The 16,888-nt window shown below is 68.5% G+C and carries 15 protein-coding genes and 1 tRNA gene; 2 read left to right on the top strand and 14 right to left on the bottom strand.

The window, feature by feature from the left end:
• Window positions 1–7: 7 nt before the first annotated feature.
• The 4 genes from nth to VFU06_13205 are packed head-to-tail and all read right to left on the bottom strand — an operon-like array spanning window position 8 to window position 3,941.
• Complete coding sequence (gene nth / locus VFU06_13220; GenBank protein HEU5210347.1) at window positions 8–718, bottom strand: endonuclease III; 711 nt, start codon at window positions 716–718, stop codon at window positions 8–10.
• Window positions 719–2,452, bottom strand: a complete 1,734-nt coding sequence (locus tag VFU06_13215; protein ID HEU5210346.1) for a helix-hairpin-helix domain-containing protein — start codon at window positions 2,450–2,452, stop codon at window positions 719–721.
• A complete protein-coding gene (locus VFU06_13210) occupies window positions 2,445–3,194 on the bottom strand; it encodes a hypothetical protein (GenBank protein HEU5210345.1) in 750 nt (249 codons plus the stop codon). Before VFU06_13210 ends, VFU06_13215 begins: the two co-directional genes overlap by 8 nt.
• Window positions 3,195–3,203: 9 nt before the next feature.
• Entirely contained in the window at window positions 3,204–3,941 is a 738-nt protein-coding gene (locus VFU06_13205) for a metallopeptidase family protein (protein ID HEU5210344.1), read from the bottom strand.
• Window positions 3,942–4,123: 182 nt separating this feature from the next.
• Between VFU06_13205 and VFU06_13200 the strand changes: the two genes are divergently transcribed.
• Window positions 4,124–4,519 carry a VOC family protein gene (locus VFU06_13200; GenBank protein HEU5210343.1) on the top strand — a complete coding sequence of 132 codons (396 nt, stop codon included), beginning with the start codon at window positions 4,124–4,126 and terminating at the stop codon, window positions 4,517–4,519.
• Between the two features lie 133 nt (window positions 4,520–4,652).
• On the opposite strand, the gene VFU06_13195 is transcribed toward VFU06_13200, so the two are convergent.
• From VFU06_13195 to VFU06_13155, 9 genes are all read right to left on the bottom strand, one after another.
• Window positions 4,653–6,116: a sodium-dependent transporter gene (locus VFU06_13195; protein HEU5210342.1), complete on the bottom strand. Its 1,464-nt coding sequence runs from the start codon at window positions 6,114–6,116 to the stop codon at window positions 4,653–4,655.
• Between the two features lie 104 nt (window positions 6,117–6,220).
• Window positions 6,221–7,537, bottom strand: a complete 1,317-nt coding sequence (locus VFU06_13190) for a glycine--tRNA ligase (protein ID HEU5210341.1) — start codon at window positions 7,535–7,537, stop codon at window positions 6,221–6,223.
• 238 nt (window positions 7,538–7,775) lie between these two features.
• Entirely contained in the window at window positions 7,776–8,096 is a 321-nt protein-coding gene (locus VFU06_13185; protein HEU5210340.1) for a hypothetical protein, read from the bottom strand.
• Between the two features lie 253 nt (window positions 8,097–8,349).
• Window positions 8,350–8,607 (bottom strand): hypothetical protein, encoded by a 258-nt coding sequence (locus tag VFU06_13180; protein HEU5210339.1) that lies wholly within the window; start codon window positions 8,605–8,607, stop codon window positions 8,350–8,352.
• 266 nt (window positions 8,608–8,873) lie between these two features.
• Window positions 8,874–9,740: an MlaD family protein gene (locus tag VFU06_13175; protein HEU5210338.1), complete on the bottom strand. Its 867-nt coding sequence runs from the start codon at window positions 9,738–9,740 to the stop codon at window positions 8,874–8,876.
• 9 nt (window positions 9,741–9,749) lie between these two features.
• A complete protein-coding gene (locus VFU06_13170) occupies window positions 9,750–10,499 on the bottom strand; it encodes an ATP-binding cassette domain-containing protein (protein HEU5210337.1) in 750 nt (249 codons plus the stop codon).
• Window positions 10,499–11,278 carry an ABC transporter permease gene (locus VFU06_13165; GenBank protein HEU5210336.1) on the bottom strand — a complete coding sequence of 260 codons (780 nt, stop codon included), beginning with the start codon at window positions 11,276–11,278 and terminating at the stop codon, window positions 10,499–10,501. The genes VFU06_13170 and VFU06_13165 overlap by 1 nt, the downstream gene beginning before the upstream one ends.
• Window positions 11,279–11,367: 89 nt before the next feature.
• Window positions 11,368–11,440 (bottom strand) — tRNA-Ala (locus VFU06_13160).
• 113 nt (window positions 11,441–11,553) lie between these two features.
• Window positions 11,554–12,435, bottom strand: a complete 882-nt coding sequence (locus tag VFU06_13155; protein HEU5210335.1) for a hypothetical protein — start codon at window positions 12,433–12,435, stop codon at window positions 11,554–11,556.
• A 113-nt stretch (window positions 12,436–12,548) separates the two neighbouring features.
• Between VFU06_13155 and VFU06_13150 the strand changes: the two genes are divergently transcribed.
• Window positions 12,549–13,652, top strand: a complete 1,104-nt coding sequence (locus VFU06_13150; GenBank protein ID HEU5210334.1) for an alanine racemase — start codon at window positions 12,549–12,551, stop codon at window positions 13,650–13,652.
• Between the two features lie 239 nt (window positions 13,653–13,891).
• Here VFU06_13150 and acnA read toward each other — a convergent pair whose 3' ends face one another.
• Window positions 13,892–16,645, bottom strand: a complete 2,754-nt coding sequence (gene acnA / locus VFU06_13145) for an aconitate hydratase AcnA (GenBank protein HEU5210333.1) — start codon at window positions 16,643–16,645, stop codon at window positions 13,892–13,894.
• Between the last annotated feature and the right edge of the window lie 243 nt (window positions 16,646–16,888).

The raw sequence follows: 16,888 nt of genomic DNA, 5'->3' as shown, positions 1-16,888 counted from the left end.
GACGCGCTCACACGCGCGAGCTGGGGCAGATGTCGGTCAGCATGCACTCCTCGCAGCGCGGTGTCGGGGCCTTGCAGATCGCGCGGCCATGGTAGATGAACAGGTGCGACACGTCGGTCCACTCCTCGCGCGGCACGAGCGGGATCAGGTCGTTCTCGATCTTCACCGCGTCCGTGTTCTTCGTCAGGCCGAGCCGGTTCGACACGCGCGTCACGTGCGTATCGACGACCACGCCCTCGTTGCGGCGAAACGCGTTGCCGAGCACCACGTTCGCCGTCTTGCGACCGACACCGGGCAGGCGCACCAGCTCGTCCATTTCCTCGGGGATGCGACCATCGTGCCGGTCCACCACGGCGTTGGCCATGCCGAGCAGGCTCTTCGCCTTGTTGCGAAAGAAGCCGGTCGACTTGATGATCTCCTCGACATCCTCCTGGCGCGCGCCGGCCAGGTCCTCGGGAGCCGGGTACTGCCGGAAGAGAACCGGCGTGACCATGTTCACCCGCTCGTCGGTGCACTGCGCGGACAGGATGGTCGCGACGAGCAGCTCGTACGGATTGCGGAAATCCAGCGAGCACTTCGCGTCCGGGTATGCCGCGTGCAGGCGCTTCAGAATTTCCTCTACGCGCGCCCTGCGCGCGGCCTTGCTTTCGCGCCAGGAGCGCGGACGGGGCGGAGACTTCCTGGCTGACTGCTTCTTCGCGATCTGCTTCTTCGCCACTTATGCCTTCCTTCGCAGCAGCGCCTGCTGCACGTCTTCGAGTGTCCGTGTATTGAGCACGTCGGTCGCCTCGAGCCCGCCCTTGCGCGCCATCACGATGCCGTAGTGCACATAATCGAGGTGCTCCGTCGCGTGGGCGTCCGGGTTGATCGCCGCAGGCACCCCGCGGGCCTTTGCGGCCGGCCAGTGTCGCCAGTCCAGGTCGAGACGGTGCGGGTCGGAGTTGATCTCGACCGAGACGCCGCGCTCCGCCGCCTTCTCCAGCACCGCGTCCATGTCGAGCTCGTAACCCGCGCGGCTGAGCAGCAGCCGGCCGGTCGCATGTCCCAGGATCGTGAGCCGCGGGTCATCGAGCGCGCGCAGCATGCGCCTGGTCATGTCGTCCCGGCTCATGCGGAAGTTGGAGTGCACCGATCCGATCACGTAGTCGAGCGCGTCGAGGACACCGGGTTCGTCGCCGAGATCGATGCGGCCGTCGGCCAGGATGTCGGCCTCGATGCCGGCGAAAAGGCGCAGGCGCGAGCCGTTGCGGGCGTTCCACGCATCGATCTCCGCGCGCTGGCGCCGCAGGTCCTGCGCGCGCAGGCCGCCCGCATAGCCGGCGTTCTGCGAGTGGTCCGCAATGCCGAGGTAGCTCCACCCGCGCTCGAGCGCGGCCTCCGCCATCTGCGCGACCGTCGCGCGGCCGTCACTGTAGACGGTGTGGCAGTGAAAGCAGCCGCGCAGGTCCTCCCATGTGACGAGCGAGGGCAGCGCATCCATCGCGGCGAGCGAAAGGCTCTCGTCGTCCTCGCGCAGCTCCGGCGGTACCCAGGCGAGGTCGAGCGCCTGGTAGACGTCGCGCTCGGTATGAACCGGAACGCGCCGGCTGCAGCTGTGCAGCCCCTCCGCAGAAAGCGCGAGCCGCATGCCTTCCGCGCGCTGCTGCAGTGCCTGCAGGTGTGCGTCACTGCCGGTCGCGAAGAGCAGCGCCGTCGCGAACCGCTCCTCGGGCACGCAACGCACGCGCATCCGCAGTCCGTCCGCGAGCACGGACTCCGCGCCGTCCGCCGTGCGCTTCGCCATGGACGGGGGCGCGACGCCCAGAAACGCCTCGATGACGGCGTCGCATGTGTCCGCGCGGCCGGCAACGACGAAGTCGGCACCATCGACCGTCTCCAGGCCACGTCGCAGCTCGCCGGCGAGCTCCGCCCGCTCGATGCCGGGCTGTGCGCGCAGAAACGCCAGCAGGCGGTTCGCAGTGATCAGCGCCTGCGCATACCGCCGGCGTCCGCTCGCGCCACGCACGAACGCGATTCCTTCCAGGATGCGCGCCTGCAGCCGCTCACCAAAACCGCGAACCTGTGCGATGCGCCCGGCCCGCGCAGCCGCCTCGAGATCGTCGAGCGTGTCGATGCCGAGCCGGTCGTGGAGCGCCTCCACCTTGGTCGGCCCGAGGCCGGGCACAGCCAGCAGGTCACGCATGCCGCTCGGCACGCGCGTGCGCAGCTCCTCCAGGTAGCGCGACGTTCCGGTCTCGAGCAGCTCGCGCACCGTGCGGGCAGTCGCCGGGCCGAGGCCGTTCACCTGTTCGAGCTGGTCGTCCTCGAGCAGCGCACGCGGCTCGGCCTCCAGCTTCTCGATGGCACGCGCAGCCGTCGCGAATGCGCGGGCGCGGAACCGGTTGGACTCGCCCTGCAGGCGCAGCAGCGTCGCGATCTCCTCCAGCGCGAGCGCGAGCGCGTGCTTATCCATCCTGCCGCTGCGAAAGCTGCCAGAGCAGCAGCGTGGCGAGCCGCATCAGCGCTTCCGAGGTGCGCACGCCGAAGAGCTTCTGCAGCTCGCCACCCGGCAGGAAGTTGTCGAACTCGCCCGCAGGCGGCGCGTCCGCTGCGAAGTGGCCTTCCGGCGGGAGCGGTGCTGCTGCATCGAGGACGCTGAACCCTCCGCGCTCGGCGCGCACGCCGAGCGCGGCAACGACCGCGAGCTGCGGCGTCGCACCCTCGGAACGAACCCAGAAGAACCCGTCCAGCGGCTCTGCCGGGGCAGCGTCTTCGACACGCGACCAGACCAGGTTGCGCGGCAGCACCACGTAACCGGTCTCCGGTACCCCGGCCAGCGACCAGTCCGCCGGTGCGCTGCCCGCTTCGAGCAGCGGGCGGACCGTCGCCTCGTCGAAGGCGTGCTCCTTTCCGCCGCCGCGCCAGAAGCGGTACGCGACGAAGAGCAGCGCGGCATAGCGATCCACCACGAACGCGGATGCAGCGCTGGCGGAGCGGCCCGGCGCCGCGGCCGGCCCCCGGACGTCGTCAGGGAGAATGGCTTCGAGGAGCGCGCGGCCTGCTGGCAGCGCGAGCATCGTGGCCGGGTCCACGACGCGCCCCTCCTCCTCGCGCGCGTCCTCCTCCTGCGCGATGCGGGGGAAATGCTCTTCCTGGAAGAAGGGCGCATCAAAGATGAGCGCCCACGGTGTCGGACGACGATCGGCTGTGCTCATGCGCACAGGTTAGCCGCTCCCGGTCGGGCGGTCCAACCCGAGCGGGTCGGCACGGCCCGGCACCTCGGCGATCGTCGGTGCGCGGCGCGCCAGGAGCGAGCGCAGTGCCTGCCAGGCACCCGCCTGGCGCGCGAGCACCAGCGTGTACAGCAGCGGCGGATCCGCCACCTCCTCCAGCTCCACGAACACGACGTCGGCGTCCTCGGCCGGCCAGTCCACGCGCCAGCGGCGCCCGTCGAACTCTACATCGACGTGCGGCGCCCGCTCGCGGTACGCGTGCTCCTGGAAGATCTCGTCCTCGACCTGGTACAGCCCGGGTCCGACCGGCTCGCCGGCGCGGTAGAACCAGGGATCGAACGGCTCTCCGTCGCGCCGCTTGAAATTCTCGTCCACGGCGTAATCCACGTCGCCCAGCTCGTCGGAATCCGCCAGCGACTCCAGGTGGTGGCGCAGCTCGTGGGTCAGCGTTTCCCAGATCTCCTCGTCCCAGTCGAAGTGGTCATCCTCGGCGGCGACGTGGCGGAAGGAACCATGGTACAGTGCGACCCAGGAACGCGTGGTGTCCGGGCCTCCCCACTCCGACGGGTAGCTTTCCGTGATGCACTCCCCCAGGGTGAATACCTCCGGCCGCTCCGGGTGCGGCTTCGCTTCTCGCTCAACGAGCAATCCGTCCACACCGGCCTTGTAGCGGTCCGGTATGCGCGCCCAGGCGGCCTCTGCGTGTTTCCGGAAGGGTTCGAAATCCATCAGTGAAATCCCGACACAGGGTAGGCTTGCGTCCCTTGCAGCGAGTGCGAACCGGGGTGAAGTTACGGGTACCCCGCGGGTCATTGCCACACGACCCCGCACCCGCCGTATCCGAGTCCACTCGGACCGCACCGCAAGCGTGCGGACGGTCCGCTGCGCCCACTGCAGCAGGAGTGTGCATCATGGGTAAGCCCGTCGTCCACTGGGAGATCACCGCCCGCGATCCCCGCCGGCTCGAAACCTTCTACCGTCAGATGTTCGACTGGCACGTCGACGAATCGCCGCTCGCGTACCGGCGCGTCGACACCGGCGATGGCATCAATGGCGGCATCGCGGAAACCGACGGCTCATGGCCGAGCGGTGCGCTGTTCTATGTCCAGGTGGACGACCTGCGGAGCTACATCGAGAAAGCGGAGCGGCTCGGTGCCTCGACACTGCTGCCGCCGACCGAGATGGCCGACGCACGCATCGCGATCATCCGTGACCCCGAGGGCGTGCGCGTGGGACTGATGGAGCGGGCGACGGCCCGCTACGAGGAGGCCGAGGACGGGCTGCGCAGCCGGGAGCTGCGCGCGTAGACCACATTCTCACGCGGGACGCGCTGCGCTGCTGCGCTTCCGCCCGCGTGCCATGAACGAGGGGGCGCTCCGCATGGTGGCGGTGCGCCCCCTGTCTGTTGCACGCGACACCCGGTTCGTTCGCCGCGGGCAGTCATCTCTCGCCTGCGGCCGTTTCCAGCAAAGGTTCTTCTTCCGACACCCCCGATGCACTCGCGATCCGCCGGTTGAAGAGCAGGAAGATCGCGATGGCGAGCGCGAACTGCAGTGCCATGTTCGCGACACCGAACGGTCCCCAGATGTTCTCGGCGCGCACCTGCCAGAACCACCACGCCACGAGCACGATCGCCTGCACGACCACGAGGCGGATCACGACGTCGAACCACGCGCCGATGCGGATGTCGGAATACTCGTGGTTGATCAGCGTCTCACGGAAGCGCTTCACGCCGTACTTCAGCACGGCCACGGCGAAGAAGAGTCCGGACACCATCAACCCCACGCCCCAGACGAAGTCCTGGTTCAGGAATACGTCTTCGCTCAGTGCGGATGGCACGCCGAGCGCGAAACCAACGCCGAGGATCATCAGCAGTGCGCGCCCGCGCTCGATGCCGGCGTCCTGCAGCACGCGCGTCGCGAGCTCGACCATGGAGATGAGGCTCGTCCATGCCGCGAAGAACAGCGCGACGAAGAACAGCACCATGAAGAAGCGGCCGGCCGGCATCTGCGCAAAGAGCTGTGGCACCCAGATGAACGTGAGCCCCTCGTTGCTGGCGCCGACGATCTGGCTGGCCGCATCCGGCATGATCGAGAACACGGTGCAGATCACCATGATCCCGGCGAGCAGGGACACGGTGTTGTTACCGAACCCGAGCATGAATGCGTTCAGTGCCGTGTCCTCCTGCTTTCGCAGGTAGACCGCGTACGTGAGGATCAGTCCCCAGCCGGCGCCGGTGTCCCAGGCGTTCTGCGTGAGCGCCTGCAGCCAGATGTTCGCATCGGACAGGCCCTCCAGCGTCGGCGTGAACAGGAAGTTCAGTCCCGCGTCCGCGCCTGGCAGCGTGACCGCGCGGATCGCGAGAACGACGACGAGCACGAAGAGGCTGGGGATGAGCACCCTGGTGGCGGCCTCGATGCCGCGCACGCCGCGCGCCACGACGAACACGGCGAGCCCGAGCGCGATGCCCTGGAAGACGACGACCCAGGGCGAGTACGCGAAGCTCTCCCAGACCGCGCCCGGCGCCTGTGTGCCCAGCTCACCGACCAGTGCGCCCCAGACGTAACGGATCGTCCAGCCGGTCACGACGGCGTAGTAGAACATGATCGCCATCGCGGTCCACGCGACCCACGCACCCATCCACGTGTAGCGCCGGCCGACCAGCTTGCCGAATGCTGCAACGGGGCCGGAGCGTGCCTTCTTGCCCATGGCGAACTCGACCAGGATGAGCGGCACGGACCAGAGCAGCAGGAAGACGACCCATGCGACGAGGAAGGAGCCGCCGCCGTTGGAGGCCGCGACGCGCGGGAAGCGCCAGATGTTGCCGGTGCCCACGGCCATGCCGAGCATGGCCACGAACATGCCGAAGCGGCTCGTGAAGAAGCTCACGCTGCGTTCCGTCACGACAGCTCCCGTGTTGTGATGATCGGGCGTTGCTGCTCAGTCGGTCCGCTCACGCGGCCGCCGGCGCGATGAGCGCGCCGGAACATCGAGGATGCGCGGCGGTGTCAGACGAGCCGCTCGCGCACCCAGCCCACCAGGTGATCCGCGGCGATGCGCTCCTGCTGCAGCGTATCGCGATGCCGCACGGTGACCGTGCGATCCTCCATCGTCTGACCGTCGATCGTCACGCACCACGGCGTGCCCGCCTCGTCCTGCCGCCGGTAGCGCCGGCCGATCGAGCCGGCGTCATCGTAGAACGTGGGGATCGCGGCGGAGCGCAGCGAGCGGTTCAGCTCCTCGGCGAATTCCGGCATGCCGTCCTTCTTGACGAGCGGCATGACTGCCACCTTGGTCGGTGCGAGCCTCGGGTGCAGCCGCATCACGACGCGCGTCTCGCCTTCGAGATCCTCCTCGGCATACGCGTCAGCGAGCGCAGCCAGCACCACGCGCCCCACGCCGACCGCCGTCTCGACGACGTACGGGATGTAGCGCTTGTTCCGGTCCACCGGGTCGATGTACTCCATCTTCTTGCCGGAGTACTCCTGGTGGCGTCGCAGGTCGAAGTCGGTGCGGTTGTGTACCCCCTCGAACTCCGACCAGCCGAACGGGAACTCGTACTCGATGTCGACCGCGGTCTTGGCGTAATGCGCCAGCTCGCCGGGGCCGTGCTCGTGGAAGCGCAGCTTCGAGGGCGTGATGCCGAGCGACTGCACCCACTCGAGCCGCTTCGCCTTCCAGTACTCGTACCACTCGTCGTCGGTGCCGGGCTCCACGAAGAACTGCATCTCCATCTGCTCGAACTCGCGCGTCCGGAAGATGAAGTTGCCCGGCGTGATCTCGTTGCGGAACGCCTTGCCGATCTGCGCAATGCCGAACGGCACGCGCTGGCGAGCCGACGTGACGACGTTGTGGAAGTTGACGTAGCTGCCCTGCGCCGTTTCCGGCCGCAGGTAGATCACCGCTGCGTCCTCCTCGACCGGCCCCATGAACGTCTTGAACATGAGGTTGAACTGGCGCGGCTCGGTGAGGTCGCACTCGCTGTGCTCGCCCGGGCGTTTGCTCGGCTTGCGCGGGCACTGCGCGGTTTCGAGGTGATCCGCACGGAAGCGCGCCTTGCAGGTGCGGCAGTCGATGAGCGGGTCCGTGAATCCCGACACGTGACCGCTCGCCTCCCAGACGCGCGGATGCATCAGGATCGCGGCATCGAGCCCCTCGATGTCGTCACGCTCGTGCACCATCGAGCGCCACCACGCCTCCTTCACGTTGCGCTGCAGCTCGACGCCGAGCGGGCCGTAATCCCACACGGAGCCCGTGCCGCCGTAGATCTCGGAAGACTGGAAGATGAAACCGCGTCGCTTGCAGAGCGACACGAGCCTGTCCATCAGTTCGGAACCGTTCGCCATGTCCAGCAGGTGCAGGGGAATCCGCCGCGATTGCGCGGCCGGCGCAAACTAGGGGCGCGGCAGAGGGGGAGCAACCGAGCGGGAGCGGCGTGTGGCCACGCCCGCGCGGCGCCGTGGCCGCTGGCGAACGCGGGAACCCGGATGCGCGAATCCGGGAAAACGAGCGGCCGCGCCCGTTGGGGGGCGCGGCCGCAATGCTGCCTCCGGTCCTGGCGGCTCAGGTCGTCTGCCGCGGCTCAGCCGGCGTGTGCTCCTCCACACCGGCCGCGGAAACCTTGAACATGCCGATCCGATCCGCCGTAATCACGTACGCGGCCCACAGGACCACACCGCCAAACGCGAGAATCCCGGAGAGCCCCGCGCCGACCGCCGTGCAGAGCGCACCGAACACGAACAGCATGGCGGAAACGCCCACCATGCCGAGGTCCCGCTCGCCGTCGGTGAGCTGGCGCTGCCGCGCGATCGCCAGCGACGCACCGGTCCCGGCAAAGCCGACCGTTGCGAACACCAGGAGAATGAATCGGAGACCCGTCGTCATACCTGCCTCGCTCCCTGCCCGCTGGGTGCGGACGGTTCCGTTCCGGGCGGCGCGGCTCGCCGCCGTGTGCCATCGAAGCGCAAGAACCGAACCGGTCGCCCTGCTCCTGCAGCAACGTGGCGACACGACCGGAACTCCACAACCGGCGTCACCACACACCCGGAAAACGTTCGAGGAAAGCGGGATGCAACAGCGGGGTCGGGGCGCCGTTCTCACCCCGGTACGACCTGCGCCGCGGCGCCGGGCCGCGCGCTCAGCCCAGCGAGTGCAGCATCACGCGCAGTCGCTGCTCCGGCATCTCGTAGGCCTGCGTGAGCACGTCCTCCCGGGTGCGACCACGCAACGCGGGCGGACCTTCACGCGGGCCGAGCGGCGCGTCCGCGCCGTCCGGTGCGAACACCAGGCGTCCCCGGTACCCGGGCTCGTCGGGCCAGGCTTCCACGAGCACGCGCCACTTCGCCCTGTCGTCGGAGATGCGTCGGATCGCGGTGACTTCCGTTCCGGTGATCATGCTCGTTCCTCCTGTCCGCGCGGGAAAGCGGGCAAAGGGCATGCCCCACGCACGATCGGGAGGAAAAGCGGGCGCTACCAGCGGCTTTTCGGGACAGTGGGCGGCAGCAGCGCCGCCGCCCGGGAGAAGCGGGTGTGGAACGCGCGCGTCGGCGGGCGGAGCACCCGCAGGTCGAAGCAGCGCGACGGCGGCTGAATACAGGCGGGTCGCAGCAGCGCGTCGGCGCCCTCAGAACACCCGCACGTTGAAGCAGCGCGACGGCGCCTTCAGAACACCCGCACGTTGAAGTAGCGCGTCGGCCGCTCACGCACGTCCGTCGCGAGCGCGCGGATCTCGCGCAGCGTGTTGTTCATCTCGAAATACAGCGTGCTGTCGTTGACGAGCATGCCGAGCGTGCCGGTGCCACTGTCGATCTTGCCGGCAATGCTGCCGAAGCTCTCGAGCGACGTCTGCATGCGCTCCGCGGCGGTGGTGAGCGCGCGCGCGCTCGTCTGCACTTCGTCGAGCGCGGCGGCCAGGCGGTCGCCTGCCTGCGCGTCCTCGAGGTTCGCCGTGCTGCGCGACAGTGCTGCCGAGGCGCGACGCAGCTCCACGAACGCCGCCTGCAGCTCGCGTGCGGCGCCCGGCATCACCTCGGTGGTTGCCTGCAGGTCCGAGATCGTCTGCGGTGACAGCAGCGCGTCCATGCTCGAAAGCACGCCCTCCGCCCGTGCGCCCAGCGTGCCCGCCATGCTGAGCAGCTCGGGCACCGGCGCACCCCGGATCGTGTCCCCGCTTTCCAGCGCCGCCGGGGCGTTGCCCGGGAGCAGGTCGACGGTGTGTGCGCCGAAGACGTCGCCGGTGACGGTCGCGCGCGTGTCCTCGGGCAGCTCCAGCACCTGGTTCAGCCGCAGCCCCGCGAAGACGCCATTGCGATTGAGCGCCATCGACTGGACGGTGCCGATCTCGACGCCCTGCATGTGCACGCGGTCGCCCCGCTTCAGGCCGGCGCCGTCGTCCAGCCAGACCACCAGGTCCATGCCTTCGCGGAACATCGGATTGCCCAGCAGGAAGTACATGCCCCAGACGAAGAGCACGAGGGCGACAGCCGTGAGTGCGCCCAGTCCGATGATGTTACGCTTGCGCTTGTCCATGAATATCCGTCAGGCGACTTCCGCCTCGAGTCGTGAACGTCGCACGAAACGGGCGACGATCGGATCTGTGTTCTTCAGGATCTCGTCCGGCGGCGCGTTCGCGCGAATCTTCCCCTCGTACAGGAGCGCGATGCGATCGCCGACCTCGAACGCCGTGTCCAGGTCGTGCGTCACGACGATGCTCGTCACGTTGAGCGTGTTGTTCAGCTCCATGATGAGATCGTCGATGTTGTCCGCGTTCACCGGGTCGAGACCCGTGGTGGGCTCGTCCCAGAGCAGGTACTTCGGCCGGCTCGCAATCGCGCGCGCGACACCGACCCGCTTGCGCATCCCGCCTGACAGCTCGGCCGGGTACTTGTCGAGCACACTCTCGTCCAGGTTCACGCGCCGCAGCAGCTCGGCGGCTTCGCGCCGGCAGTCCCCCGGATCGCGGAGCCTGGTCTCGTCCTCCTGTGCGAGGCGCAGGTTCTCGGCGACGGTGAGCGAATCGAACAGCGCCGCGTTCTGGAAGACGTAGCCGAGCTCCCGCCGCACCTTGCGAAGCTGTTTCGGGGATGCCGTCGCGATGGAGATGCCGTCCACCAGCACATCGCCCTGGTCCGGCTCCAGCAGCCCGATCGCGTGCTTGATCAGCACGCTCTTGCCCGTTCCCGACGGCCCGAGCAGCGCCAGCGTCTCGCCTTCCTGCACCACCAGGTCGACGCCGTCCAGCACCTTCAGGTCGCCGAAGCTCTTGTGCAGGTTGCGGAATTCGATCATCAGAACGCCTTCAGCACAGGAATCATCAGCACGTCGATGATCATGAGCACGATCGTCGTCGTCACGACGGCCAGCGTCGTCGTGCGCCCCACGCCCTCCGCGCCGCCGCGCCCGGTCAGCCCGACGTAGCACGCGATGAACGTGATCGCGATGCCGAATACACCGCCCTTGATCACGCTGAACCAGAGCGCCCAGGGGCGGAAGTAGAAGCGGGCGCCGTAGACGATGTCCGCCGTGGTCAGGCCATCCACCGCGAGCAGCCCGATGCCCCAGCCGGCGAACATGCCCATCGCGTCCGCCACCATGACGAGCGGCGGAAAGACGAGTGCGCCTGCAACAACGCGCGGCACGACGAGGAATGCGACAGGATCTCGCCCCATCGCGATCAGCGCGTCGACCTGCTCCGTCACCTTCATCGTGGCCAGCTCGGCCGCGATCGATGCACCAACGCGCGCCGTGAGCACGATGCCGGTCAGCAGCGGCCCGAGCTCCGTCAGCATGCTCGCCGCGAGCACACTGCCGATCACCCAGAGCGGCAGCCCCCCGGAGAACTGCGCACCCGTCTGCTGTGAAGTGACCGCACCGCCGAGGAACGCCATGAGCAGCACGAGCGGCAGCGACTGGATGCCCAGTGTGTAGGCCTGCTGCAGCGCACTCGTCATGTACAGCCGCGGCCGCGGCAGTACCCGCAGGATCTGCCCCGCCATGACGGTCGCGCCGCCGAGATGCTCGAGCGCGCGAGGCACAGCCCGCACGACCGGTATGCTGCTGACCGTCATCTATGCACGAATCGTCGGTGTCCGGGACATCGAAAAAGAAACCGGGCGGTCCCATCGGGCCGCCCGGTCGATCATGGCTCACCTGGTCATGGACCTGAGCGGGCTCGAACCGCTGACCCCCTGGTTGCAAACCAGGTGCTCTCCCAGCTGAGCTACAGGCCCGTCATGGCGCACCTTTCGGACGCCGTACAGCTGGGAAATGTACCGGAACGGGGGGTGCGCGTCAACCGCGGAACCCCTGCGCAGACGCGCCTTTCCACTGCGTCCGGAACCCCCTACGCCGTGCGTGGCGGGCGGGTCGCGGGGCGGATCTCCACGCGGCGCTGGCGCGCGGAGTACAGTGCCACCGCGGCGGTCAGCTCCGGGTCGTCGACCAGGAAAAAGCGGGCGGTGCACACCGCCTGCGGATCGGCGTGGTTGCTGGGGGCCTCGTCGAGTCGTACACCGTCGGCGTGCAGCGCAACGAGCGCGAGGCGCGCGTGCGGGAGACTGATCGTGCGGCGCGCGCCCTGGAAGACCACGCGGCGGCTGGTGATCGCGAGCACCCCGACGTCGCTGGGCAGGATCTCCGCGCGCGGGCCGAGCGCATCGCGCTCGCCGAGCGGCGAGAACGCGACGTCCGCGTCGACGTCGAACTCGAGGGCACGCAGCGCCCGCGCTCCACGCTCGATCCCGGTGCGTTCCGCGAAGGTGGCGCGCACGAACCAGTGGCCCTGCTCGCCCGGTACGAGCTGGATGCCCGGAATCTCCGCGTGCGGCAGCTCGCCATTGACGACGCGCGTGAGCAGCCGCGCCCGGCAGAGCTGCGTCCTGTCGGCCCGCAGCTCCCGCTCGTCGAGGCCGAGCTGCTCCTGCAGCCGCTCCAGCGTTCGATCCTCGTCCGGCGTCAGCTCCGCATCCTCCAGTGCATCCGCGAGCACCCGCCGGTACGCGACCAGCGCGGCCACGCGCGCCTCGGTGCTGCTCAGGTCGTGCTTTCTCCGCAGTGCATCCAGCTCCGCGAGCTCCTCCTGCGTGATCACGCCGTCGGCGACCGCGTCCAGCAGGCGCTCATGGTACAGGGCGCGCCCTGCGCGGCGCTGGCGCAACCAGGCGAGCACGCCTGCGACGAGGAGCACCAGGGCCACCAGCATCCCGACCAGGAAGTTGCGTTGCATACGGAACGCTACCCCGCCTCGCGGCGCAGGGTCAAGCCGCTGGCTCGCCGTGCGGGTGCCGCCTAGGTTCTCCCGCCCGAGGCGTTGTGCGATTCCCCCGGAAGGAGTGAAGCGTGGAGCGGATCCCGGATACGCTGGCAGGTGTGATGACGCCTGCCGCAGCCGTTGACCTGGACATCATGGACGCCAACCTCGCGAGGATGGCGGACTACACCGCATCGCACGGGCTCGCGCTGCGGCCACACACCAAGACGCACAAGTCACCCGAGATCGGCGCCGAACAGATGCGCCGCGGCGCCGCGGGCCTGACGGTCGCGACCCTGCGCGAGGCGCACGTCATGACCGAGGCCACGCGTGACCTGCTGATCGCACACCCGCCCGTCGGCGCACCCAAGCTCGAGCGCCTGCTCGCACTTCCTGACGACGTCCGCGTGACCGTCGCGCTCGATTCGACCGCCGCACTCGACGCCCTTTCCGGGGCGGCCGCCCGTGCGGGCCGCACGTTCGGCGTGCTGATCGAGGCGGACCTCGGCATGCACCGCGTCGGCGAGCCCGACCCGCGGCGCCTGGCACAGCTCGCAGCCGAGGCGGCGCGTCGCCCGGGCGTCGAGTGGCGCGGCATCATGTTCTATCCCGGACACATCCGGCAGCACGTGAGCGAGCAGGCCACCGCCATCGACCGGGTCAGCGAGGACCTGCAGAAGCACCTGGAGGCGCTGCGCGAACACGGCCTCGAGCCCGAAATCGTCAGCGCCGGCTCCACCCCCGCCGCGTTTGCGTCGCATCGCATGCACGGCGTCAACGAGATCCGTCCGGGCACCTACGTCTACAACGACCGCACCACGGAAGCGATCGGCGCGTGCGAGTGGAAAGACTGCGCTTACACCGTCGTCGCGACCGTAGTCAGCACCGCGGTGCCCAACCAGGCTGTCGTCGACGCCGGCTCCAAGGCGCTGTCCCGCGAGGAGCTGCGCGGCCCCGACGCACGCGGCTTCGGCGCCCTGCTCGACCGCCCCGACGTCGTGGTGAGCGGCCTGTCGGAAGAGCACGGCATCCTCGATCTGTCCGGCACGGACTGGCGGCCGCAGGTAGGCGACAGGGTCCGGATCGTGCCGAATCACGTGTGCGTGTCGGTGAACCTGCATCCCCGCGTGTACGGCGTCCGCGGTGAATCGATCGAGCGCTGCTGGCCCGTCGTCGCGCGTGGCTGGACTTAGTTTTTTTCTACCACGGAGAACACGGAGCAACACAGAGTTTTCGTTGGCATCGGTGCCCTGTTATTACCGCTGAGGGCGCGGAGGTATCGCTGAGACTGCGCTGAGGGACTCAGCGTAGTTCTCCGCGTCCTCTGCGCTCTCGCGGTAATAAGAATCCGTTCACTCGGCACCGCAAAGATTCGAGCCCGTCAGGCCAACAGACCTGACGGGCTCGATTCACTCGAGCAGGAACACAGGAATCACGCCCTGAGCAGTTGCCTCAGCACGTACTGCAGGATGCCGCCATGGCGGTAGTACGCGATCTCCTGCGGCGTGTCGATGCGCACCACGGCATCGAAGCGGATGTCCGCACCGCCATCCGGGTTGCGGGCAATGACCTGCACGGTGCCCGGGCCTTCCGGACGGCTGAGCGCGGCGTCCAGGCCATGGATGTCGAATACTTCCCGGCCCGTGATGCCCAGCTGCGTGTACGTCTGACCGGGCTGGAACTGCAGCGGCAGGATGCCCATGCCGAGCAGGTTCGAGCGGTGGATGCGCTCGTAGCTCTCGACGATGACCGCACGGATGCCGAGCAGCAGCGGGCCCTTGGCCGCCCAGTCGCGCGAGGAGCCGGAGCCGTACTCCTTGCCCGCGACCACCACGAGCGGCGTGCCCTCCTGCTGGTAGCGCATCGACGCGTCGAAGATCGGCATCTTTTCGCCGGTCGGCAGGTGCGTCGTCCAGCCGCCCTCGATCTCCGGGTTGAGCTGGTTGCGCAGCCGGATGTTCGCGAACGTCCCGCGCACCATGACCTCGTGGTTGCCCCGGCGCGAACCGTACGAGTTGAAGTCCTTCGGCTCGATGCCGTGCTCGCGCAGGTACCTGCCCGCCGGGCTGTCGGCCTTGATCGAGCCGGCCGGCGAGATGTGATCGGTCGTGATGCTGTCGCCGAGCAGTGCGAGCACGCGTGCGCCGCTGATGTCCTGGACCGCCGCAGGATCACGCGGCATGTCGACGAAGTACGGCGGGTGCTTGATGTAGGTGGAGGCGTCGTCCCACTCGAAGAGGTCGCTTTCCGGCGCCGGCAATGCACGCCAGCGGTCGTCGCCCTCGAAGACCGTCGCGTACTGGCGCGTGAACATCTCGGGCTTGACCGATCCCTTGACAGCAGCTTCGATGTCCGCCGTCGTCGGCCAGATGTCCTTCAGGAACACCGATCGCCCCTCGCGGTCCTCGCCGATGGGCTCGTTGTACCAGTCGATGTCGATGCGGCCGGCCAGCGCATACGCGACGACGAGCGGCGGTGAGGCGAGGTAGTTGCCGCGGACGTCGGGGTTGATGCGCCCTTCGAAGTTGCGGTTGCCCGACAGCACGGACACCGTGACGAGGTCGCCGTCGGCGATCGCCTGCGAGATCTGGCCGGGCAGCGGGCCGCTGTTGCCGATGCACGTCGTGCAGCCGTAGCCGACCAGGTCGAAGCCGAGCTGCTCGAGGTACTGCGTCAGGTCCGCGTCGGCGAGGTAGTCGGTGACAACCTTGGATCCGGGGGCCAGCGACGTCTTGACCCACGGCTTGCTGCGCAGTCCGCGCGCCACGGCATTCTTCGCGAGGAGTCCGGCGCCCAGCATGACGGACGGGTTCGACGTGTTGGTGCAGCTCGTGATCGCGGCGATCACGACCGCGCCATCCTCGAGCCGGACCGTCTCGTCGTTCAGCACGACGTCCACGCCGCGATGCGCATGCGCCGGCGCGACCGCCGTGGCGCCGCCAGCTGCACCGGCCGTGGTCTCGCCACCATTGCCGACCAGGGTGTCCAGGTACTGCAGGAAGGCAGGCTTCACCTCGGAAAGCTGCAGCCGGTCCTGCGGCCGGCGCGGGCCGGCGACGCTCGGCTCGACCGTCGCAAGGTCCAGCTCCAGCGTGTCGCTGTACTCGGCGTCCGGCGTGTCCTCGGTGCGGAAGAGTCCCTGCTCCTTCATGTAGCGTTCGACGAGCTGCACATGCTCCTCGGAACGACCGGTGAAGCGCAGGTAATCGAGCGTCATGGCGTCGACCGGGAAGATGCCGCACGTCGCACCGTACTCGGGTGCCATGTTGCCGATCGTCGCGCGGTCGGCAAGGCGCAGGTTGGCAAGGCCGGGGCCGTAGAACTCGACGAACTTGCCGACTACGCCCTTCCTGCGGAGCATCTCGGTGACCGTGAGCACGAGATCGGTCGCGGTTGCCCCCTCCGGCAGCTCGCCCGTCATGCGGAAACCGACCACCTGCGGGATCAGCATCGCGACCGGCTGGCCGAGCATCGCGGCCTCCGCCTCGATGCCGCCCACGCCCCAGCCGAGCACGCCGAGTCCGTTCACCATCGTGGTGTGCGAGTCAGTGCCGACCAGAGTGTCCGGGTAGAGCTGCGGCGCGGCGCCGTTCTGCGCCTCCAGCTGGAACACCACGCGGGCCAGGTACTCCAGGTTGACCTGGTGCACGATCCCGGTGCCCGGCGGTACGACACGGAAATTCTCGAAGGCCTTCTGTCCCCAGCGCAGGAACGCATACCGCTCGCCGTTGCGGCGGTACTCCATGTCCACGTTGTAGCGGAACGCCATGCGCGTGCCGAACTCGTCCACCTGCACCGAGTGGTCGATCACCAGCTCGGCCGGCTGCAAGGGGTTGATCTTCTTCGGATCGCCGCCCATGCGTTCCATCGCGTCGCGCATCGCGGCGAAGTCCACGACCGCGGGCACGCCGGTGAAGTCCTGGAGGAGCACGCGGGCGGGGGTAAAGCTGATCTCCCGGTCGGGCTGCGCCTTCGGGTCCCACGTCGCGAGCGCTTCGACGCTTTCGCTGGCCCCCGCGAGCCGGTCTTCGTAACGCAGCAGGTTTTCCAGCAGGATGCGGAGCGAGTAGGGCAGCCGGCTGATGGTGTAGCCGGCACGCTCGACGGCATCCAGGCGGAAGATGTCATAGCGGTTGCCCCCGACGTCCAGCGTCGCGCGGGCATTGAATGGCTTGGTATTCGGCATATTCGTCACGGTTCGGGGACCTTTCCGGTAGTATGGCACGAACCACCCCGAGGGACTAGGGCTCACGCGCGCGGGTGGCGACGCAACGGCGGCGCCCTGCACCGCCCTCACGGTGCTTGACTTCCACCCGTTGCCGGGATCACACTGGAAGCCGAATCAACCTGCCAGCGTTTCATTTCCGGCAGATCTGCGGTGCGCGCAACACTGCAGATCGCATACGAGCACAGATGCCCGTCAACGCGG

This window comes from Longimicrobiales bacterium, assembly GCA_035764935.1.
Classification (GTDB): domain Bacteria; phylum Gemmatimonadota; class Gemmatimonadetes; order Longimicrobiales; family RSA9; genus DASTYK01.
This window is presented reverse-complemented; position numbering and strand designations above follow the sequence as displayed.